At 74.7% G+C, this 20,052-nt stretch carries 13 protein-coding genes, 1 tRNA gene and 2 pseudogenes; 6 read left to right on the top strand and 10 right to left on the bottom strand.

Features of this window, described 5'->3' with window-relative positions; all coding sequences use genetic code 11:
* Positions 1 to 184 precede the first annotated feature (184 nt).
* Positions 185 to 1,720 carry an SLC13 family permease gene (locus BM242_RS13125; RefSeq protein WP_217652470.1) on the bottom strand — a complete coding sequence of 512 codons (1,536 nt, stop codon included), beginning with the start codon at positions 1,718 to 1,720 and terminating at the stop codon, positions 185 to 187.
* 97 nt (positions 1,721 to 1,817) lie between these two features.
* The gene (locus BM242_RS13120; RefSeq protein WP_093838985.1) at positions 1,818 to 2,327 is read right to left on the bottom strand and encodes an RICIN domain-containing protein; all 510 of its coding nucleotides are present in this window, start codon (positions 2,325 to 2,327) and stop codon (positions 1,818 to 1,820) included.
* Positions 2,328 to 2,803: 476 nt separating this feature from the next.
* Here BM242_RS13120 and BM242_RS13115 point away from each other — a divergent pair, with 476 nt between their 5' ends.
* A complete protein-coding gene (locus BM242_RS13115) occupies positions 2,804 to 4,846 on the top strand; it encodes a beta-galactosidase (protein WP_093838984.1) in 2,043 nt (680 codons plus the stop codon).
* A 155-nt stretch (positions 4,847 to 5,001) separates the two neighbouring features.
* Here the strand turns inward: BM242_RS13115 and thpD are convergent, their stop codons facing one another.
* The 6 genes and pseudogenes from thpD to BM242_RS13085 form a co-directional block, all read right to left on the bottom strand.
* Complete coding sequence (gene thpD / locus BM242_RS13110) at positions 5,002 to 5,901, bottom strand: ectoine hydroxylase (RefSeq protein WP_093838983.1); 900 nt, start codon at positions 5,899 to 5,901, stop codon at positions 5,002 to 5,004.
* Positions 5,902 to 5,967: 66 nt separating this feature from the next.
* A complete protein-coding gene (locus BM242_RS13105; RefSeq protein ID WP_093838982.1) occupies positions 5,968 to 6,372 on the bottom strand; it encodes an ectoine synthase in 405 nt (134 codons plus the stop codon).
* Positions 6,373 to 6,487: 115 nt separating this feature from the next.
* Positions 6,488 to 7,756 (bottom strand): diaminobutyrate--2-oxoglutarate transaminase, encoded by a 1,269-nt coding sequence (gene ectB, locus BM242_RS13100; RefSeq protein ID WP_093838981.1) that lies wholly within the window; start codon positions 7,754 to 7,756, stop codon positions 6,488 to 6,490.
* Between the two features lie 173 nt (positions 7,757 to 7,929).
* Positions 7,930 to 8,463, bottom strand: a pseudogene (ectA, locus tag BM242_RS13095) (diaminobutyrate acetyltransferase); the annotation flags it as partial.
* Between the two features lie 337 nt (positions 8,464 to 8,800).
* Complete coding sequence (locus BM242_RS30805) at positions 8,801 to 9,862, bottom strand: hypothetical protein (protein WP_093838979.1); 1,062 nt, start codon at positions 9,860 to 9,862, stop codon at positions 8,801 to 8,803.
* Positions 9,862 to 10,485 carry a SigE family RNA polymerase sigma factor gene (locus BM242_RS13085; protein ID WP_093838978.1) on the bottom strand — a complete coding sequence of 208 codons (624 nt, stop codon included), beginning with the start codon at positions 10,483 to 10,485 and terminating at the stop codon, positions 9,862 to 9,864. Before BM242_RS13085 ends, BM242_RS30805 begins: the two co-directional genes overlap by 1 nt.
* Positions 10,486 to 10,725: 240 nt before the next feature.
* Here BM242_RS13085 and BM242_RS13080 point away from each other — a divergent pair, with 240 nt between their 5' ends.
* Both BM242_RS13080 and BM242_RS13075 read left to right on the top strand, forming a co-directional pair.
* The gene (locus BM242_RS13080; RefSeq protein WP_093838977.1) at positions 10,726 to 11,826 is read left to right on the top strand and encodes an amidohydrolase family protein; all 1,101 of its coding nucleotides are present in this window, start codon (positions 10,726 to 10,728) and stop codon (positions 11,824 to 11,826) included.
* A 196-nt stretch (positions 11,827 to 12,022) separates the two neighbouring features.
* Complete coding sequence (locus tag BM242_RS13075; protein ID WP_093838976.1) at positions 12,023 to 13,099, top strand: SCO1860 family LAETG-anchored protein; 1,077 nt, start codon at positions 12,023 to 12,025, stop codon at positions 13,097 to 13,099.
* Between the two features lie 128 nt (positions 13,100 to 13,227).
* On the opposite strand, the gene BM242_RS13070 is transcribed toward BM242_RS13075, so the two are convergent.
* Complete coding sequence (locus tag BM242_RS13070; RefSeq protein ID WP_093838975.1) at positions 13,228 to 15,144, bottom strand: Dyp-type peroxidase; 1,917 nt, start codon at positions 15,142 to 15,144, stop codon at positions 13,228 to 13,230.
* A gap of 385 nt (positions 15,145 to 15,529) precedes the next feature.
* Here BM242_RS13070 and selA point away from each other — a divergent pair, with 385 nt between their 5' ends.
* Positions 15,530 to 16,978 (top strand): L-seryl-tRNA(Sec) selenium transferase, encoded by a 1,449-nt coding sequence (gene selA, locus BM242_RS13065; protein ID WP_093838974.1) that lies wholly within the window; start codon positions 15,530 to 15,532, stop codon positions 16,976 to 16,978.
* Positions 16,969 to 18,720: pseudogene (locus BM242_RS13060) on the top strand (SelB domain-containing protein); the annotation flags it as partial. The gene selA and the pseudogene BM242_RS13060, both read left to right, overlap by 10 nt.
* 68 nt (positions 18,721 to 18,788) lie before the next feature.
* On the opposite strand, the gene BM242_RS29380 reads toward BM242_RS13060, so the two are convergent.
* Positions 18,789 to 18,881, bottom strand: a tRNA-Sec gene (locus BM242_RS29380).
* A gap of 125 nt (positions 18,882 to 19,006) precedes the next feature.
* On the opposite strand from BM242_RS29380, the gene selD reads away from it, so the two are divergent.
* Complete coding sequence (gene selD / locus BM242_RS13055) at positions 19,007 to 20,047, top strand: selenide, water dikinase SelD (RefSeq protein ID WP_093838972.1); 1,041 nt, start codon at positions 19,007 to 19,009, stop codon at positions 20,045 to 20,047.
* Positions 20,048 to 20,052 lie beyond the last annotated feature (5 nt).

The raw sequence follows: 20,052 nt of genomic DNA, 5'->3' as shown, positions 1-20,052 counted from the left end.
GGCAGCCGCCACGGAAGGAAAAGGACCGGCCCATGAGACCGACGGTCACCATGAATGTCTCCTGGCCGGCTCAGGGGTCACCCCGAAGGGCGTGACGATCCAGGTGTACCGGGCCTCCGGGCCTCCGGGCCTCCGCGGTACGCGTCCGCCGGCGGCACCGCGGGACCGGGCACCTGAACGCGCCTCAGAGCCGGATGGCGAACACGGGGAGGCCCAGGGCGTAGAGGGCCAGGGTCAGCAGAACGGCGCCGATGAGGTTGAGCCATAGGCCGGCCCGGGCCATCTGGCCGATGGTGACCCGGCCGGAGGCGAACACCAGGGCGTTGGGGGCGGTGGCCACCGGGAGCATGAAGGCGCAGCTCGCCGCGACCGTCACCGGGAGCAGCAGCAGCATCGGGTCCATGCCCAGGCCGCCCGCCACCCCGGCCATGACGGGCAGGAAGGTGGCGGCGGTGGCGGTGTTGCTGGTGAGCTCGGTGAGGAAGAGCACCAGCACCGCCATGGCCACCACGACCAGCAGCACCGGCCGGCCGTCCAGACCGGTCACCCGCTCGCCGATCCACGGGCCGAGGCCGGTGGTGCCGCCCTCGCCGTCGTCCCGGCTGAAGGCGGCCGACAGCGCCAGCCCGCCGCCGAACAGGAGCAGTATGCCCCAGGGCAGCTCACGGGTGTCCTCCCAGGTGAGTGCCCGGATACGGCCGCCCGGGGCGACGGGCAGGGCGAACAGCAGCAGGGCCGCGGTGATCGCGATCACCGTGTCGTCGACCCGCTCCGTCCATGGCCAGATTCCGTGAAGCTGCGGAAAGAGCACCCAGCTCACCGCAGCGCCCAGAAAGACCGCCAGCACCGTCCACTCCGGCCGGCCGACCGGCCCCAGGGCGCGCCGCCGCGCCGCGATCAGCTCCTGCCCGCCGGGGATCTCCCCGGTGCCCGGCCGGAACACCACCTTGGTGAGCACCAGCCACGCCATGACCAGGAAGACCGCGGAGAGCGGCACCCCGAACCGCATCCACTGGAAGAAGCCGATCCTGATGCCGAAGTTCTCCTCGGCAAAGCCGCGCAGCAGGGTGTTGGGCGGGGTGCCGATGACCGTGGCCAGGGAGCCGATCGTCGCGGCGTAGGCGATGCCCAGCATCAGCGCGGTGGCGAAGTCCCGGTCCCGGCGGCCCTCGCCCGACCGGGCCACCAGCCCCAGCACGGCGACCCCCATCGGCAGCATCATCACGGCCGTCGCCGTGTTGGAGATCCACATGGACAGCACGGCGGTGGCCACCATGAAGCCCAGAATCATCCGGTGCGGCGCGGTGCCCACCAGGGCGAGGGTGGCCAGCGCGAACCGGATGTGCAGATTCCACCGCTGCATGGCGATGGCGATCAGGAAGCCGCCGAGGAAGAGGAAGATCACCGGGCTGGCGTACGGCCCGGCGGCCTCGGCGAGCGGCGCGACATCCAGCACCGGGAAGGCGATCAGCGGTACCAGCGCGGTGACCGGCAGCGGCAGCGCCTCGGTCGTCCACCACACCGCCATCAGCGCGGCCACGGCCGCCACGTTCTTGTCCGGGGCGGCCAGCGAATCGGGCAGCGCCCACCGGAGCAGCACCGCCAGGGCCGCCCCGGCCACCAGCCCGGCCCACCGGCGCGGCCGTATCCGGCCGGCCTCCTCCCCGGGGCCCGGAGGGAAAGCGCGGGCGGGCCCGGTGCTGCGCTCGGTCTGTGCCACGGTGCATCCTCGGTGCGTGATTCCGGCCGCCCCGGAACAGAAAACGACCGTTAATAGACGGCTGTCGGACGGCTGTCGGACGGCTGTCAGGCGGCTGTCAGACGACATAGTCCTTTTTCCACTGCTGGTATTGCTCGCTGTAGTCGCATTCGGTGAGTTCCACGGGGGCGTTCTCCCGGGTGGCGGTAAGGCATCCGCCGTTGGTCCGGCTGCGGTAGACATATGCGTTGTCTCCGACCTTGACCTCGATCCAGAACGTCACGCCCCCGTTGTCGCACTGCTGCATGGAGACCTCGACGATGCCGCTGGTGGGCACCGCGGCGACGCACAGTGGCTCGCCTCCGATGTTCTGCTGGATCTGGACCGGGTTGCGGCCCGCGGGGGTGATGTTCCAGGTCTGGTTCGCCCCGCCGTTCCGCTCGTAGACCAGCACGCTCGAATCGGTGCTGCCGCCGCGGTCGTTGTCGAGCACATAACCGTCCATGCCGATGTTCTTCAGCGCGACTCCGCTCTGCGCCACGGCCTGGCCCGAGCCCGCGAGCACGCTGGTGGTGAGAACGCCGAGGGAGACCGCGGCGGTCATCGCCGCCTTTGCCGCCTGCTTCATGAGGATTTCCCTTCTTCCGGTGAACTTCCGCTTTTCCCTTGCTTCTTGGAAGGGTAATTCGGGCGACCGGAAGAAGGAATGTCTTTCGCTCGAAGCAGTGAATTGGGAATATTGTATGCAGTGGTTCGGCAATTGCCGGTGGATCGCGGTCGGTTCACCGGGCGGGCCGTGAGCGCGGCGGGGGAGCCGTCGGAACCGGCGCCGGCGACGTCCCCGGGAACGCGGTGGCCGGCCGCCTCCGGCGGCGCCGGGACGCCCCGGGTCATCGGGCCGGAGGTGACGAAGGCGGCGTCCGGATCCGGCCGGCGGGCCCGGGTCCGCAGTGGGGAAACCCTTGTCAATGGTTGTTCCTGTGCGGTTATCTTGATTTTTGTGAGTGGCCGGAGCCGTGTACGTTCCCAGCACCGGGCCGCGAGCCGCGATGTCCGTCCTCCGCCGCAGGCCAGTGGCCCGGCGCACCCGTCAGGAGCCCGCAGATGCCCCACGACGCCGCTACCCCGCCCGCGCCCCTGTCCTCGCTCGCCTACGGCGGGGACTACAACCCCGAGCAGTGGCCGGAGGAGGTCTGGGCCGAGGATGTGGCGCTGATGCGCGAGGCCGGGGTCAATCTGGTCAGTCTGGGGATCTTCTCCTGGGCGAAGCTGGAGCCGAGGCCCGGCGGGTACGACTTCGGCTGGCTGGACCGGATCATCGGCATGCTGCACGAGGCCGGCATCCGGGTGGACCTGGCCACCCCCACCGTGGTGCCGCCCGCCTGGTTCTACCGCGCCCACCCCGAGGCGCTGCCGGTCAGCCGGGAGGGGGTGCGCTGGGAGTTCGGCTCGCGCGGCGCGATCTGCCACAGCTCACCCGCCTACCGGGAGGCCGCCGCCCGGATCACCCGGGCACTGGGCGAGCGCTACGGCCGCCACCCGGCGGTGGTCATGTGGCATGTGCACAACGAGTACGGGGTGCCGGTGCTGGAGTGCTACTGCGAGACCTCGGCCGAGCACTTCCGCTCCTGGCTGGCGGACCGCTACGGGACGCCGGAGAAGCTGAACGAGGCCTGGGGCACCGCCTTCTGGGGCCAGGCATACGGCGACTGGTCCGAGATCCAGCCGCCCCGGGCCACCCCCACCACCTGCAATCCCGCCCAGCGGCTGGACTACGCCCGGTTCGCGGGGGACGCCGCCCTGGAGAACTTCACGCGCGAGCGGGACCTGCTGCACGAACTGTCCCCCGGTATCCCGGTGACCACCAACTTCATGGTCTCGCCCACCCAGTGCGACACCATCGACTACTGGAAGTGGGCCCGCGAGGTCGACATCGTCACCAACGACCACTACCTGGTCGCCGAGGACGAGCGCAATCACATCAATCTCTCCATGGCCGCCGACCTGACCCGCTCGGTGGGCGGCGGCCGGCCCTGGCTGCTGCTGGAGCACTCCACCAGCGCGGTCAACTGGCAGCCGCGCGGCATCGCCAAGCAGCCCGGCGAGATGGCCCGCAACAGCCTGGCCCATGTGGCCCGCGGCTCGGAGGGCGCGATGTTCTTCCAGTGGCGGGCCTCGCGCCGGGGCGCGGAGAAGTTCCACTCCGCGATGGTGCCGCACGCCGGCACCGACAGCCGGATCTGGCGCGAGGTGGTGTCCCTGGGCCGGGACCTGGTCGCCCTGGACGAGATCCGCGGTACCCGGACCGTCGCCGACGCCGGCATGGTCTGGGACTGGCAGTCCTGGTGGGCGCAGAACCTGGAGTGGCGCCCCAGTGACCACCTGGACGCGCGGGAGCGCGCCGAGTCCTGGTACGCGGCGCTCTTCGACCGCCATCTGACCGTGGACTTCGCCCACCCCGAGGCCGACCTCTCGGCCCATCCGCTGGTGGTCGTGCCGGCGCTGTATCTGACCACCGAGGCGGCCGGGCACAATCTGCGCCGCTACACCGAGGCCGGCGGCACCCTGGTGGTCTCCTGCTTCTCCGGCATCGTGGACGAGCACGACGCCGTCCACCCCGGGCCGCACCCGGGCGCGCTGCGCGAGGTGCTGGGGCTGACCGTGGAGGAGTTCCAGCCGCTGCACGCCGGCCGGACGGTGACCCTGGACGGCGGGGCGGACCGGCCCCGGCTCAGCGGCTCGGTATGGGCCGAGACCGTGGTGGCCCGGGGCGCCGAGACGGTCTGGAGCTACGCGGACGGCCCGGCGGCCGGCCGCCCGGCGGTCACCCGGCACCGGCTGGGCGACGGCACCGCCTGGTATGTCTCGGCCCGGCTGGACTCCGGCGGGCTGGACGCGGTGCTGGCCGCGGCCGGCGCGGACGCCGGGCTCACGCCGCGCGACCGGCTGCCGCGCGATGTCGAGGTGGTGCTGCGCGCCGGGGAACAGGGCCGCTATCTCTTCGTGCTCAACCACACCGGCAGCGAGGCCACCGTGGAGCTCCCCGCCCCGGGCACCGAACTGCTCACCGGCCGGCGCGCCGTCGGTCCGCTGACCGTGCCCGCCGCCGCCGTCCGCGTCGTCCGGCTGGAGGACACGGACGCCTGAGCCGCCGGCCGGGCCGCCGCCACCGCGGGTCCGCGCACCGGGCCGCGATCCCGGGGGCCCGCCATGTGCTGGTGAGCACAACGGCGGTGGGGCGGGTGCCAGGCACCCGCCCCACCGCCGCGAACGGCTCCGGGCGCGTCAGGGGCGCCCGGGCCTCAGCGCACCGGGGTGAAGTCCCGGGCGCCGATGAACTCCGGGCGGCGCACCGGCGCCGCGAACGGCTCCACCGCCGTGTTCTCCACGCTGTTGAAGACGATGAAGACATTGCTGCGCGGGTAGGGCGTGATGTTGTCGCCCGAGCCGTGCATGCAGTTGCAGTCGAACCACACCGCCGATCCCGGCGCCCCGGTGAACATCCGGATGCCGTGCTCGGCGGTCATCGCGGTGAGCTGCTCGTCGGACGGCGTGCCCGCGTCCTGCATCTGCAGCGACTGCTTGTAGTTGTCCTTCGGGGTGGCACCGGCGCAGCCCAGGAACGTCTTGTGGGAGCCCGGCATGATCATCAGCGAGCCGTTCCACGGGTAGTTCTCGGTCAGCGCCACCGACACCGACACGGTCCGCATGTGCGGCAGTCCGTCCTCGGCGTGCCAGGTCTCGAAGTCCGAGTGCCAGTAGAAACCGGTGGCCCCGAAGCCGGGCTTCACATTGATCCGGCTCTGGTGGACATAGACGTCCGAGCCCAGCAACTGGCGCGCCCGGTCGGCCAGCCGCGGGTCGTGGACGAGCTGCCCGAACACCTCGCTGATCTTGTGCACCTCGAAGACCGACCGCACCTGGCCGGTGCCCGGCTCCAGGACCGAGCGCTCGTCCGCCCGGATCTGCGGATCGGTGGTGAGCCGCTCCAGCTCCCGGTTGAAGACCGCGACCTCGTCGGGGGAGACGAGCCGGTCGAGGGCGAGGAAGCCGTCGCGGTCGTAGGCGGCCACCTCATTGGCGGTGAACGGCCCCGGCGCGCCGGGCTCCGACCACACCACCGGGTCCTGACGCCGGGTCACCGCCTCCTTGGGGCCCCGGGTCGGATAGAGGTCGGCCGGCTGCTCGGGTGCGAGCGTCATAGCTGCTGTCAGTCCTCTCTCTGCTTGTCGTGTTGTACGGCCCCGCTCTTCCGGGCCCGGCGGCGCTCAGTCGCCGACGGGCTCGGTGAGCAGGGGGTAGGTACCCTCCTCGTCGTGGTCCTCGCGGCCGGTCACCGGCGGGTTGAACACGCACAGCACCCGCAGGTCCTCCTTGACCCGCAGGGTGTGGCGCTCATGGCCGTCGAGGAGATAGAGGGTTCCGGGGGTGATGCGGTAGACCTTGCCGGTCTCCCGGTCGGTCAGCTCCGCGTCACCCGCCACGCAGTAGACGGCCTCGACGTGGTGCTTGTACCACATGTCGGTCGTGGTGCCCGCGTAGAGCACGGTCTCGTGGAAGGAGAAGCCCACCCGGTCGTCGGCCAGGATCAGCCGCTTGCTGCGCCAGGTGCCGGACGCCGAGCGCACGTCCCGGTCGGAGTTCTCGATCTCGCTGAGGGTTCGGACGATCATGTCGGTGGGTTTCGCCTTCCTGGTGTACGGCTCTGTGGCCCTCCGGCCCGGTGTCCCCGGCGGGGCGTGTGGTCTTGTTCCGGCGTCGGCGTTCCGGTTGTCCGGGAACGGCCGGTCAGGCCGTCTCGCGGACGGCGCGGGCCAGGGTGCGCAGGCCCTCGTCCAGCTCCGCGGGGTCGATGGTCAGCGGCGGCAGCAGTTTGACCACCTCATCCTCGGGCCCGGAGGTCTCGACCAGCAGGCCCAGCTCGAAGGCGCGCCGGCAGACCGCACCCGCCCGGGCGGGCTCCTCGAACACCAGGCCCCATGCCAGCCCGCGCCCGCGGACCCGGGCACCGGTCTCCGGGTGCTCGGCGGCGATCGCCCGCAGCGCGGCCTCCACCTGCTCGCCGCGCGACACGGTCTGCTTCTCCGTCTGGGCGTCCGCCCAGTAGGTGCGCAGCGCCGCGGCGGCGGTGACGAAGGCCGGGTTGTTGCCGCGGAAGGTGCCGTTGTGCTCGCCAGGCTCCCAGATGTCCAGCTCGCGCCGGAACAGGCAGAGCGCCAGCGGCAGCCCGTAGCCGCTGATCGACTTGGAGACGGTGATGATGTCCGGGACGATGCCGGCGTCCTCGAAGGAGAAGAACGGGCCGGTCCGGCCGCAGCCCATCTGGATGTCGTCCACGATCAGCAGCATGTCGTGGCGGCGGCACAGATCGGCGAGGGCGCGCAGCCACTCGGCCCGGGCCACATTGATGCCGCCCTCGCCCTGCACGGTCTCCACGATCACCGCGGCGGGTTTGTTCAGCCCGGAGCCGGAGTCCTCCAGCAGTCGCTCGAACCACAGGAAGTCCGGGGTGGCGCCGTCCAGGTAGTCGTCGAAGGGCATGGGGGTGCCGTGCACCAGCGGGATGCCGGCGCCGGCCCGCTTGAAGGCGTTGCCGGTCACCGCCAGGGCGCCCAGCGACATGCCGTGGAAGGCGTTGGTGAAGGAGACGATGGCCTCCCGGCCCTTGACCTTGCGGGCCAGTTTCAGGGCCGCCTCCACGGCGTTGGTGCCGGTCGGGCCGGTGAACATCACCTTGTGGTCCAGGCCGCGCGGGCTGAGCACCAGCTCGTGGAAGGTCTCCAGGAAGGCCCGTTTGGCGCTGGTGGACATGTCCAGGCCGTGGGTGATGCCGTCGCGCTCCAGGTAGTCCAGCAGCGCGCGCTTGAGCACGGGGTTGTTGTGGCCGTAGTTCAGCGAGCCGGCGCCCGCGAAGAAGTCCAGGTAGGGACGGCCGTCCTCGTCGTAGAGGGTGCTTCCCTGCGCGCGGTCGAAGACGGTCGGCCAGCCGCGGCAGTAGCTGCGCACCTCGGACTCCAGGGTCTGGAAGATGCTGAGATCGGGCTGCGTGAGGGTCACGGTCTCTCCAGTCTTTCCCGGGGTTTCCCGATGGATCGTCACCGGTCGGCGGCGGGTCGTGCGGCGGAGGCGGGGACGGGTGCTGCGTGGTCGTGGCCGGCGGCGCTCCGGCCGCCGCGGGCGTCTCCGCCGCGGTCGCCGTGGTCGCTGCGGTCGCCGTGGTCGGTGCCGGGGATCGGTCCGATGCGGTACAGCACCTCGGGCTGATGGTCCCCCTCGGGGAACACCTCGGTGTCGAACAGCACTTCCCGGGCCACCGGTGCGCGGTGGCGCTCGGCGAAGGAGCGGAACAGCCGCTCGGAGGCGGTGTTGCCGGGGGTGATGGTGGTCTCGACGCCGGTCACGCCGAGCTCCTGCCCGGTGCGCGCGACCAGGCCGTCCAGCATGGCCGCGGCCACCCCCCGGCCGCGGTGGCCGTGGTCCACGGCCACCTGCCAGACGAGCAGGGTGTGCGGCTGCTCGGGGCGGAGGTAGCCGGTGATGAACCCGGCCGGGCTGCCGTCGGGCTCCCGGGCGACCACGGAGGTGGCGGCGTAGTCCCGGCACCACAACAGGTAGCTGTACGAAGAGTTCAGGTCCAGCACGCGGGAGTCGCGGGCCAGGCGCCACAGCGCGGCACCGTCCTCGACCTGCGGTGGGCTCAGCGTCAGTCCTCGGTCGGTCTGTCCTCGGGTAATCCGTAGATGGTCTGCTGGTGCGGCAGTCATGTGGCTCGAATTTACCCAGCAGAAATTTGGATTGCATCGCCGACAGGGGTTCACAAAAGCGGGGGCGTCATGTTATTCGGCGGGTCCGCGATCTGTCGGCCGAGGGCGGCGTTATGTGGTGTTATGCCCGTTCATTACCGGGCATAACGCCCTCGCTGTGGAGTGCGTCACATATGTGTAACGCCTGTGTGACTTTCGCGACTCGCGTGCGCCGTGAGCGCGCGGAAAAGCCCTCGCGCGGAATAGTTTATATTTTTTGTTTGAGCTGGGGAAAACGGGGAAGAAGAGAAAGTGTTTTGTCTTCCCGGGTTGTCCGCCGGGGCCGTACGGAATTCTTTCAGAATTCACCGTCGGCGGCGAAGGGGCCGTCCGGCCCCGAACCGGTCAGTGAGTAGCTGTCCGCATCCGTCCGGTGGCTGTCCGGGTGTTCGAAGCCCACGGCGAAGAGGAACACCTCGTCCGGCAGCTCCGCGTCCGGCTTGAGCTCCCACACGTAGACCAGCGCGCCGTCGTCCTGGCGCACCGACTTGACGAAGGCGTCCTCGGAGAAGTTCTGCCACTGCACCGGGTTGCGGACCTCGCTCTCCGGGGTGATGCGGAGCTGGAGGGTGAGCGAGTCCACCGGCTGCCCGGCCGTCAGCCTGATGGTGGGCTGTGACCAGTGCGGGTTGTCCAGCCCTTCCACATACGCCTCCACGCCCACGCCCACCGCGGTGCCGGCGGTGGTGCCCTGGCCGCTGTCCCCGGGCTGCGGCCCCTGGCCGGCGGTGCCGTCGCCCCGGGTGTCGCCGCCCCCGGCGGCCGGGCCGCCGCCGGTGCCCTCCGTGCCGGACCCCGGTTCCCCGGTGCCGGACTCCCCGGTCCCGGGGCTCCCGGTGCCCTCCGCGGGCCCGCCGCCGTCACCGTCACCGCCGTTCCGGCCGGACTCACCGCCGTCGCCGCTGCCGCCGCCCTGCGGGTCCGAGTCCTCGCCGGCCGGGTCCCCGCCGGCGTCCGGGCCGTCCTGTCCCGGGCGCGGATCGGGGCCGTCCTCCTCGGCGCCCTGGGTGCCGCCGCCCACCGCCGGGCCGGGCAGCGCCGGGGCGCTGCCCTGGCTCCAGGTCACCGCCACCGAGACGCCGCCCAGGGTGGCCACCAGGGCGGCGGCGGCCGTGGCCGCCCGCATCCAGGCCGGGCTCAGCCCGCGCAGGCCCGGCAGACCGGACCGGCCGCCGGGCAGACCCGGCAGACCCGGCAGCGTGGGCAGGCCACGCGCGTTGCGCGGCGCCGCGTGGCCGCTGCGGGAGCGCTCGGCGGCGGCCATGCCCTGCCGGATGTGCTCCAGCATCCGGTCCCGGTCGGGCCGGTGCGCTTGGGCGGCCGAGCGCAGCAGCTCGGTCACCTCGGGGTGCGCCGGCATCACATCCTCCGTTCCACGGGCCGGTCCACGGGAGTGGCGCGCAGCACCTTCCCCCAGGCGGAGGGCGGGCCTGAGCCGCCGCCGCCGGCGGCCGGGGCGCCGCCGGACTTCCCGGCGGGCCTGCCGGCCCCTTGCTCCAGCAGCCGTTCCAGCTCGGCGATTCCGCGCGAGGTCTGGCTCTTCACGGTACCGACGCTGATGCCCAGCGCCCTGGCCGTCTCCTTCTCGGACAGCCCGAAGGCGTGCCGCAGCACCACGCAGGCCCGCTTCCGGTACGGCAGGCGGCCCAGCGCCGCCCGCACGTCCAGCACGGCCGGGACATCCGGTCCGTCGGTGGTCTCCGGCTCCCGTGCCCAGAAGAGTGCCACCCGCCGCCGCTCGCGCACCAGAGTGCGGATCCGGGAACGGGCCATGTTGACCACCACCCCGCGCGCATACGCCAGCGGCTGCTCGGCCGCCCGCACCCGGTCCCAGTGGCTCCACAGCGCCACCAGGGCGTCCGCGGCCAGGTCGTCCGCGCCGTCCGGGCCGGCCCCGCCGCCCAGCAGCAGATGGGCCAGCCGGGCCAGTTCGGCATGGTGGCGCTCGAAGAAGGCGTGGAACTCTTCAGCAGGGGTTGCCACGCGTCCTCCTCGTCGCCGGACGGGCCGGGGGGCGTTGTCGCGCCGCCGGGCCGTCTGCCGGTCCTGCCGTCCAAGCACGTGCCGTCAGAGCATGTCGCCACCGGTCCATGGCCGGTCTCGCTGCCGTAGCCCCGGGGGCGTTGCCGAGCCGCCCGTGGCACCGGACCGTTCCGGGTGCCTTCTGTGGTCAAATCCCCCGATCAGTGCGGAGCGTAGCAGGCACCTCGTAGGCTGCGGGGCATGCGTTCCACACCAGTTCTCCACATCACCGGACGGGTACTGCTCGGCGCCGACCCGCAGGCCGAGGCGCGCGACGAGGTGTGGGTGATCGACGGACGGATCAGCTTCTCCCCGCCCCGCGCCGACCGGTCGGCCGTCACCCTCTCCGGCTGGGTGCTGCCCGGCCTGGTGGACGCGCATTGCCATGTGGGCCTGGACGCCCACGGCGCGGTCGACCGGGCCACCACGGAGAAGCAGGCGCTGGCCGAAAGGGACGCCGGCGCCCTGCTGCTGCGGGACGCCGGCTCGCCCGCCGACACCCGGTGGATCGATCACCGCGACGACCTCCCCAGGCTGATCCGGGCCGGCCGGCACATCGCCCGGACCCGCCGCTACATCCGCAACTACGGACACGAGATCGAGCCGGACCAACTGGTGGCCTATGTCCGGCAGGAGGCCCGGCGCGGGGACGGCTGGGTGAAGCTGGTCGGGGACTGGATCGAGCGGCAGGCCGGCGATCTGGCGCCGTGCTGGCCGCGCGAGGCGGTGGCCGCGGCCATCGACGCCGCCCACCAGGAGGGCGCCCGGGTGACCGCGCACTGCTTCGCCGAGGACTCGCTGCGCGATCTGGTGGAATCCGGGATCGACTGCGTGGAGCACGCCACGGGGCTGACCGAGGAGACCATCCCGCTGTTCGCCGAGCGCGGGGTGGCGATCGTGCCCACCCTGGTCAACATCGCCACCTTCCCGCGCCTCGCCGACCAGGGCGAGGCCAGGTTCCCGCGCTGGGCGGACCACATGCGGCGGCTGCACGCCCGGCGCTACGACACCGTGCGGGCCGCCTGGGACGCGGGCATCCCGGTGTACGTGGGCACGGACGCCGGCGGCGCGCTGCCGCACGGGCTGGTGGCCGACGAGGTGGCGGAGCTGGTGAAGGCCGGTATCCCGGCCCCGGACGCGCTGGACGCGGCGGCCTGGCGGGCCCGCGCCTGGCTGGGCCGGCCGGGGCTGGAGGAGGGGGCGCCCGCGGACCTGGTGGTGTGCGCCGAGGACCCGCGCCGGGAGGTACGGACCCTGGCCCACCCCTCCCGGGTGATCCTGGGCGGCCGGATCGTGGAGTGAACGGGGCGGCTGCCGGTGCTTGCCCGGCGGCCGTGTCGCACACAGGGGCGGGGTCTCCCCGGTGGGGGTGAATCGGCGCTGGAAAGACCACATGATCGGACTGGAATGCCAAGGATGGCGGAGTCCCGGTCGCCGGCCCGGGTGATGTCCCGTTCCCGGGACCGGCGACGCCATTCCGTCGTGGGGGTTGTCACCCATGCACCGCATCGCACCTGGCCGCACCGGCGTCGCACGCCGGGCGGCCGTTCTGCTCTCCGCCACCGCCACCGCCACCGCCACCGCCAGCGTCGCCGCCGGCGCGGCCCTGGCGGGCGGCGCCGCGCTCACCGCCGCGGCACCGGCCGCGGCGGCCGGGCACACCACCGGATCCGGCGGGGCGGGCACGGCGCATGCCGTCGTGCTCCGCACCGGCCTGGAGGTGTCCCTGATCGACGGCGCCGCGCGGGTCCCGCTCACCGCCGTGCTGAACGAGGTGGCGGTGGCCGCCGGGGACGGTGAGCGGACCGCCGCCGAGAAGGCCCTGGACGTCACCGTGGAAGGCGTCGGCCGGGGCGGCCCGGTGGCCCTGCTGCGCGCCGGCGCCGCCGACGCCCGGGCCACGGCGGACGCCGCCGGCACCCGCGCCGAGGTGGAACTCGCCGACGCCCGGGTCCGGCTGCCCGGCCTGCCGCTGCTGCCGGTCGTGGCGGCGTCCGCGGTCGCCGCCGAGGCCGACTGCCCGGCGGACGGCGCCCCGAGCGCCGACGTCCGGGTGGCCGGTCCGGTGACGGTGCTCGGCAAGCGGGTCACCCTGGACGCCGAGGGCCCCACCGAGGTGTCGGTGCCGGGGGTCGGTGACGTGCGGCTGGAGTTGTCCCGGCAGACCGCCGAGGAGGACTCGGCCGCGGCCGCAGCCCTGGAACTGACCGTGTCGGTCGATCCGCTGGACCTCAATGTCGCCGCGGTGACCGGCACGGTGGTGCTGGCCGAGGCGGACTGCACCGGCCCCGCCGCCGTCCCCGCGGCCGGGGCCCGGGCCGAGGCCGCGGAGCCGGGATCCGGCCCCGTCCCGCAGGGCGCCGACGAGTCCGGCGTCGCCGTCCGCGGCGGCACCGACGACGCCGGCCCGGACGCCGGCCCGGGCACCGGCCCGGATCTGGCCGCCACCGGCGGCGGATCCGGCACCACCTATCTGGGCATCGGCGCCCTCCTGCTGCTCGGCGCCGGCGCGGGCCTGGTCCTCGCCCGCCGCCGCTCCGGCACCGGTAACGGCTCCGGCACCGGCGCCGGCTGACGGCCGCGCAGCCCGGGCGGGGCGTCACGGTTCCCGGTGATGCCGGGGTGCGGGGACGGGGGGCGTGCCCGTGCCCCGGCATCTCACGGCCCGCCGCCCCGCCCCGGGCGGGCGGCGGGGCGGCGGGATCAGTGGGCGGTGTCGGTGTGCCAGAGGCGCCGGCCGTCGGCGGCGCGGATCAGCACATCGCCGTCGGCCCGGACCACCAGCTCCGCCCCCGGATTGCCCGCGGTCGGGGTCGACCAGAGCACCCGGCCCCGCCGGTCGTGGAGCACCAGCGCCCCGTCCGCGCGGAACTCGCCGGTCTCCGCGCCGTCGTGGATGCCGGACCGCCACAGCAGCCGCTCGTTCTCGTCGTGCACGGTGAACTCCCCGCTCGGCTGCAGCCGCAGCCGGGCCCGGCCGGAGCTGATCACCTCGAACCGGCGCAGCGTGAGCGGCCCCCGGAAAACCCGGTCCTGCGGGCCCGCGCCGCCCCGCGGGATGGTCCCCTGGGCCAGCCGGTCCAGCGCGCTCAGCGACGGCACGAAGGTGTACACCGCGCCCTCGGTGCGCACGAACTGCCGGAACGACAGCGGCACCGTCCGGTCGCTCTCCTTCCCGCCCGCGGGGAACGACACCTCGCTGTCCCGCCCGATCAGCATGTCCCGGCCCGCCGGCTGCGGCCGGTCGGGGAAGTCCGGGTCGTTCACCCAGTTGCGCTGCACGAACTCGAACTGGGCGACCAGGTCCGACTGGTAGCAGATGAACAGCAGCCCGCGCGGCGTGTCCGGTCCGCCGCCCACGCCTTCCGGGTCCATCGGCGGGCCGAACGGGATTCCCCGGCGCATGATCCGCCTGCCGTCCAGCACCCCCTTCTCCGGCAGCGTTCCGGGGGCTCCCGGCGCCACCTTGAGCCCGTCGCGGGGACTGGTCTTGCGCAGATGGGCGCAGAGCGGCGTGACCCGGCCCTCCAGATCGTCCGCGTAGCTCAGATCGTTGTCCGGCTTCAGGGCCGGGTTCGGCAGCGGGTCCCGGTCCGGGTGTTTCAGCACCGGTGCGCCCGACGGCCAGCGGCCCACCAGCCGCGCCGCCAGCCACCCGGGCTCGGTGTCCTCCGGCACCGCGTCGCGCCGCTTCAGCTCCGCCAGGTGCCCGGTCACCTGCTCCCGCCAGCCGCTGACGTCCTGGGCCAGCCGCCGGATCACCTGGAACGAGCCGTTGTTCATCCAGTCCGGCAGCCAGGCGGGCAGCCGGTGGTCCATGGGCAGCCCGACCACGAACTCCCCGGCCGGGATCATCCGGGTGCCCGGCTCGCCCCTCTTGTGCTCGGGATTCTCCGGGTCGGGCTCGTCGAAGCCCTGCACGGCGGGCTGGCTGATGCCGTCCTTGAAACCGAAGTGCTCGTGGCCCCGGGCGTCACCGGGCAGGGTGGCGCCCTCCTGCTCGAAGACCAGGGACACCCCGTGCAGGTTCAGCTCCTGCCGCTCCCAGGCCACGGCCGCCCGCAGATCCTCCGCCCGGTCCGCGGCCAGCGTGAGCACCGCGTCCACCGGCTCGTGGTGCGGGGCGCCGAACAGCCAGTTCTCCGGGGCGTTGCGGCCGGTGTCGCCCAGCAGCCCGGCACGCCGGGCACTGCCCTGGACGAAGGCGTCCTGGGTGGAGCCGTGCGGGATGTCGGTGATGGGCGGGGAGCCGGCCAGGGTCACCAGGCCGTTCCAGGTGAAGCCGATGGACCGCCAGATGGCGGCCATGTCGGCCGGGTCGGCGCCGGCCGCCCGCCGCCGGGCGGAGCTGAAGCGGGAGTTGAACACGGCCACGTCCTGCGTGGTGGCGATTCTGGGCCGCAGCCGGGCCAGCCAGCGGCGGGCCGCGGTCGGGTTGGCGAACCGCAGCAGCAGCAGCCGGACATGGTCCTTGCGGAAGCCCGCGAGGATGTCGCCCTGGATGTCGGCGTTGTGCCGGAGCGGCAGCGCCGCGTCCTCCACGGCGCTCTGGGCGGGGACGGCGACGGGGGCGGCGGACAGCGGGGCGGCGGACGACTCACGGGCGGGCGAGGAGGCCATCGGGTACTCCGAAACGAGGAAAGGGCGAGGTAGGGGAGAGGAAGGGGAGAGGAAGGGGAAACGACGGGACACGCAACGGATCGAAAGGGGATGGTCGAAAGAGGACGGTGGAAGTGAGCGGTATGAGACAGGACCGGACAGGACAGGGCGGGCCCCGGGATTCCCGCAGGCCGTCCCGTGCCTACCGGACCAGCGCCGCCACACCGGCGCACCCGGCTTGGGAAGTCACCCGGAAGTGCGGCCCGGCCGCCTCCGCCGGGACCAGCCGGGCGCCCGCCGCGCCACCCGGTCCCGGCGGTCACCGGCATGCCGCCGTGCGCGGACGGCCGGGGTGCGCCAGGCTGGGGCCGCGGGGGGAGGACACACCACCGGAGGAGAGAACCGGATGGACCCGCGCCGCCGCCTCGTCCGCACCGACACCGTGCTGGCCGACCCCCGGCTGGCCTCGGCGGCCCGCCGGCTGGGCCGCGGCCCGGTGAAAGGCGTGGTGACGGCCGTTCTGGAACGCGCCCGCGCCGGTGAACTGCCCGGCGACGCCGGGACGGTGGCGGACGCCGCGGTGGCCGCCCTGCCGCCCACCGCGGCCGGTCTGCGTCCGGTGCTCAACGCCAGCGGGGTGCTGCTGCACACCAACCTCGGACGGGCGCCGCTGTCCGCCGCGGCCCGCGAGGCGGTGCTGGCCGCGGCCGGCACCACCGATGTGGAGCTCGATCTGGCCACCGGGGGCCGCGGCCGGCGCGGCCGGACCGCCCTGGCGGCGCTGTGCGAGCGGGTGCCGCAGGCCGAGGCGGCCCATGTGGTGAACAACGGCGCCGCCGCCCTGGTCCTGGCCGCCGCCGCCCTGGCCGCCGGGCGGGAGATCGTGATCAGCCGGGGGGAACTGGTCGAGATCGGCGACGGCTTCCGGATTCCGGAACTGCTGGCCGCCACCGGGGCGAGACTCCGCGAGGTGGGCACCACCAACCGGACCACCCCGGCCGACTATGCGGCGGCCGTCGGACCGGACACCGGCTTTGTGCTCAAGGTGCACCCGTCCAACTTCCGGGTCACCGGCTTCACCCGGTCCGCCGGCGTCGCCGAACTGGCCGCCCTGGGCGTGCCGGTGGTCTCCGACATCGGCTCCGGCCTGCTGGCCCCCGACCCGCTGCTGCCGGAGGAGCCGGACGCCGCCGGCCAGTTGCGGGCGGGTGCCGCGCTGGTCACCGCCAGCGGCGACAAGCTGCTCGGCGGCCCGCAGTGCGGCCTGCTGCTGGGCCGCTCCGGCCCGGTCCGGCGGCTGGCCCGGCACCCGCTGGCCAGGGCGCTGCGGGTGGACAAGCTGACCCTGGCCGCACTGGAGGCCACCCTGCGCGGCCCGGCCACCCCCACCCACCGGGCCCTGCACACCGGCGCCGGGGAGCTGCGGGCCCGGGCGGAGGGGATCGCGGCGGGCCTGCGGGCGGCGGGCATCGACGCGTGCGCCGTGGAGTCCGGCGCCGTGGTGGGCGGCGGCGGCGCCCCCGGGGTGACTCTGGACGGCGCGGCGGTCTCGCTGCCCGCCGGATACGCGGGCCCGCTGCGCCGCGGGACACCGGCGGTGCTGGGCCGGCGGGAACGCGGCCGGTGCCTGCTGGACCTGCGGGCGGTCCCGGAGGAGGCGGACCGGGAACTGGCCGCCGCGGTCCGGGCGGCGGCCCGCACCGCCGCCCGGGAGGAGCCGGCCCCGGACCACCCGCACCACCCGCACCACCCGGACCACCCGGACCACACCGCGGAGGGGCCCCCGGCGGAAGCCGCGGCGGCGCGGGCGGACCTCCGGGCCGGGCCGGGCGGGGGTGAGCTGCCGTGCGGGTGATCGCCACCGCCGGGCATGTCGACCACGGCAAGTCCGCCCTGGTCCGGGCCCTGACCGGGATGGAACCCGACCGCTGGGCCGAGGAGCGCCGCCGCGGCCTCACCCTGGATCTCGGCTTCGCCTGGACCGGGCTGCCCGGCGCCGGGCAGCTCGCCTTCGTGGACGTCCCCGGCCATGAGCGCCTGGTCGGGAACATGCTCGCCGGGGTGGGCCCGGTCCCCGCCGTGCTGTTCGTGGTCGCCGCCGACCAGGGCTGGCAGCCGCAGTCCGAGGAGCATCTGGCCGTGCTGGACGCGCTCGGCGTGCGGCACGGCGTGCTCGCCGTCTCCCGGGCCGATCTGGCCGACCCCGAGCCGGCCCGGCGGGAGGCCGTGGACCGGATCGCCGCCACCTCGCTGGGCACGCTGCCCGCGGTGCCGGTCAGCTCGGTGACCGGCACCGGCCTGGACCGGCTGCGCGCCGCCCTGGCGGACCTGGCCGCCGCGCTGCCGCCGCCGGACCGGGAGGCGGACGTCCGGCTCTGGGTGGACCGCTCGTTCGCCGTCCGCGGCCGGGGCACCGTGGTGACCGGCACCCTGGGCGCGGGCACGCTGCGCACCGGCGACCGGCTGGCCCTGACCGACGGCCGCACCCTGCGGGTGCGCGGACTCCAGACGCTGCGGCAGGACCGCCCGGAAGTCGCCGCGGTGGCCCGGGTCGCGGTCAATCTGCACGGCCGGGAGGCGGCCGGACTGCGCCGCGGCGACCCGCTGCTCACCCCCGGCCGCTGGCCGGCCACCACCGTGGCCGATGTGCGGCTGCGCGCTGCCGCCGCCGCACCGGACGCCCGGGACCTGCCCCGGGCGCTGACCCTGCACGCCGGTGCCGCGGCCGTGCCGGTCACCGTGCGCCCGCTCGGCCCGGACACCGTCCGGCTGACCCTGGCCCGGCCGCTGCCGCTGCGGGCCGGCGACACCGCGCTGCTGCGCGACCCCGGGCGGCACCGGCCCCCGGCCGGCCTCACCGTGCTGGACGTCCGGCCGCCGGAGCTGCGCCGCCGCGGTGCCGCGGCGGCCCGGGCGGCGGAGCTGGCCGGGATGACCGGCACCCCGGACGGGGCGGCCGAGCTGCGCCGCCGCGGGCTGGTGCGGCGGGCCGAGCTGATCGCCATGGGTGTGCGGCCCGCCGCCGGGCCGGTGGCCGGCGACTGGCTGGCCGACCCCGGTCACTGGGCGGAGCTGAGACGGCTGCTGGCCGGCGCCGTCCGGCGGCATGCCGCGGAGCATCCGATGGAGCCCGGACTGCCCCTGGAGGCCGCCAGGAAGCTGCTGCGGCTGCCGGACCGGGCCCTGGTGGCCGCGCTGGCCGCGGCCCCCGGGCCGGCGCTGCACCACCGCGGGGGCAGGCTCTACGCGGCACACGCCCCCGGGCCGGAACTGCCGCCCCCGGTGCGCCGCGCGGTCGCGGAACTCCGCCGGCAGCTGGCCCTGGCGCCGTTCCGGGCCCCGGAGGCGGACCGGCTCGCCGGGCTGGGCCTGGACCGGGCCGCGCTGGCCGCCGCCGTCCGGCGCGGGGAACTGCTGCGGATCGCCGACGGCATCGTGCTGCTGCCCGGGGCGGACGCCGCGGCGGCCCGGGAGCTGGCCGGGCTGGAGCAGCCGTTCACGGTCAGCGAGGCGCGCCGGGCCCTGGACACCACGCGGCGGGTGGCGGTACCGCTGCTGGAGCTGCTGGACCGGCGCGGCTGGACGGTCCGGGCGGACGACGCCCGGCGGGTCTGCCGCCCGCCCCGGGAACCGGGGCCGGCGGGGCCGGCCGGGGCGGCGGCCGGCGGAGGCGGACAGGAATCGAACCTGCCTGCCCGAGAACCTCGGGCACCTCGGTTTTGAAGACCGGGAGGGCCACCAGGCACCCGTACGCCTCCGCGCCGTCGGCGGCCCTCCCATCAAACCGCCTCCCGCGTCCCGGCCGCCGGTCATCTCCACGGCGTGTCCCGGCCGGCCGGGCGGCGGCGAGGCGCGCGGAGGCGGCGAGAAAGGACGGCATGCGATGACGGTCACCGGCACAGCGGCACCCGGGACGCCCGGGCGGACGCCGGGGGAGGCGGTACGGCTCACCCGGTACGCCCGCGGCGGGGGCTGCGCCTGCAAGATCCCCCCGGGCGAACTGGAGGACCTGGTGGCCGGGCAGGTTCCCCCGCCCGGCACTGCGCCCCCGGGCCTGCTGGTCGGCCTGGAGCACGGCGACGACGCGGCGGTCGCCGCACTGCCCGGCGGCGGCGCGGCGGTGGCCACCGCCGACTTCTTCACCCCGGTCGTCGACGACCCCTACGACTGGGGCCGGATCGCCGCCGCCAACGCGCTGTCGGACGTCTACGCCATGGGCGGCACCCCGCTGCTGGCGGTGAATCTGCTGGCCTGGCCCCGGGACCGGCTGCCCGCCGAACTGGCCCGGGAGGTGCTGCGCGGCGGCCGGGACACCGCCGCCGCGGCGGGCTGCCCGGTGGCCGGCGGGCACAGCGTGGACGACGCCGAGCCGAAGTACGGGATGGCCGTCACCGGCGTCGCCGACCCGGAGCGGCTGCTGCGCCTGGACCGCGGCCGGGCCGGACTCCCGCTGTCCCTGACCAAGCCGCTGGGCCTGGGCGTGCTGAACAACCGGCACAAGGCCACCGGCGAGGTCTTTCCCGAGGCGGTGGCGGTGATGGCCGCGCTCAACCGGGACGCCGCCGCGGCGGCCCTGGAGGCCGGCTGCCGCTGCGCCACCGATGTCACCGGGTTCGGCCTGCTGGGCCATCTGTACAAGCTGGCCCGGGCCTCCGGCGTCTCCGCCGTGCTGCACGCCGCGGCCGTGCCGTTTCTGGCGGGGGCGCGGGAGGCCGTGCGGGACGGTTTCGTCAGCGGCGGCACCCGGCGCAACCTCCGCTGGGTGGCGCCGCACTGCGATTTCGGCTCCGCCGGGGAGGAGACCCGGCTGCTGCTGGCGGACGCCCAGACCTCCGGCGGTCTGCTGGTGGCGGGCGAGGTGCCGGGCGCCCCGGTGATCGGCGAGCTGGTGGCGCCGGACGGCCCCGCCCTGCGGGTGCGCTGACCCGC

It is taken from the genome of Streptomyces aidingensis (assembly GCF_900112355.1).
GTDB lineage: Bacteria > Actinomycetota > Actinomycetes > Streptomycetales > Streptomycetaceae > Streptomyces > Streptomyces aidingensis.
This window is presented reverse-complemented; position numbering and strand designations above follow the sequence as displayed.

Coding starts and splice junctions, on each gene's coding strand:
- BM242_RS13105 (WP_093838982.1), bottom strand. CDS start 6,372: ATGATCGTCCGAACCCTCAGCGAGATCGAGAACTCCGACCGGGACGTG.
- BM242_RS13115 (WP_093838984.1), top strand. CDS start 2,804: ATGCCCCACGACGCCGCTACCCCGCCCGCGCCCCTGTCCTCGCTCGCC.
- BM242_RS30805 (WP_093838979.1), bottom strand. CDS start 9,862: ATGCCGGCGCACCCCGAGGTGACCGAGCTGCTGCGCTCGGCCGCCCAA.
- BM242_RS13080 (WP_093838977.1), top strand. CDS start 10,726: ATGCGTTCCACACCAGTTCTCCACATCACCGGACGGGTACTGCTCGGC.
- BM242_RS13070 (WP_093838975.1), bottom strand. CDS start 15,144: ATGGCCTCCTCGCCCGCCCGTGAGTCGTCCGCCGCCCCGCTGTCCGCC.
- BM242_RS13120 (WP_093838985.1), bottom strand. CDS start 2,327: ATGAAGCAGGCGGCAAAGGCGGCGATGACCGCCGCGGTCTCCCTCGGC.
- thpD (WP_093838983.1), bottom strand. CDS start 5,901: ATGACGCTCGCACCCGAGCAGCCGGCCGACCTCTATCCGACCCGGGGC.
- selD (WP_093838972.1), top strand. CDS start 19,007: ATGACGGTCACCGGCACAGCGGCACCCGGGACGCCCGGGCGGACGCCG.
- BM242_RS13075 (WP_093838976.1), top strand. CDS start 12,023: ATGCACCGCATCGCACCTGGCCGCACCGGCGTCGCACGCCGGGCGGCC.
- selA (WP_093838974.1), top strand. CDS start 15,530: ATGGACCCGCGCCGCCGCCTCGTCCGCACCGACACCGTGCTGGCCGAC.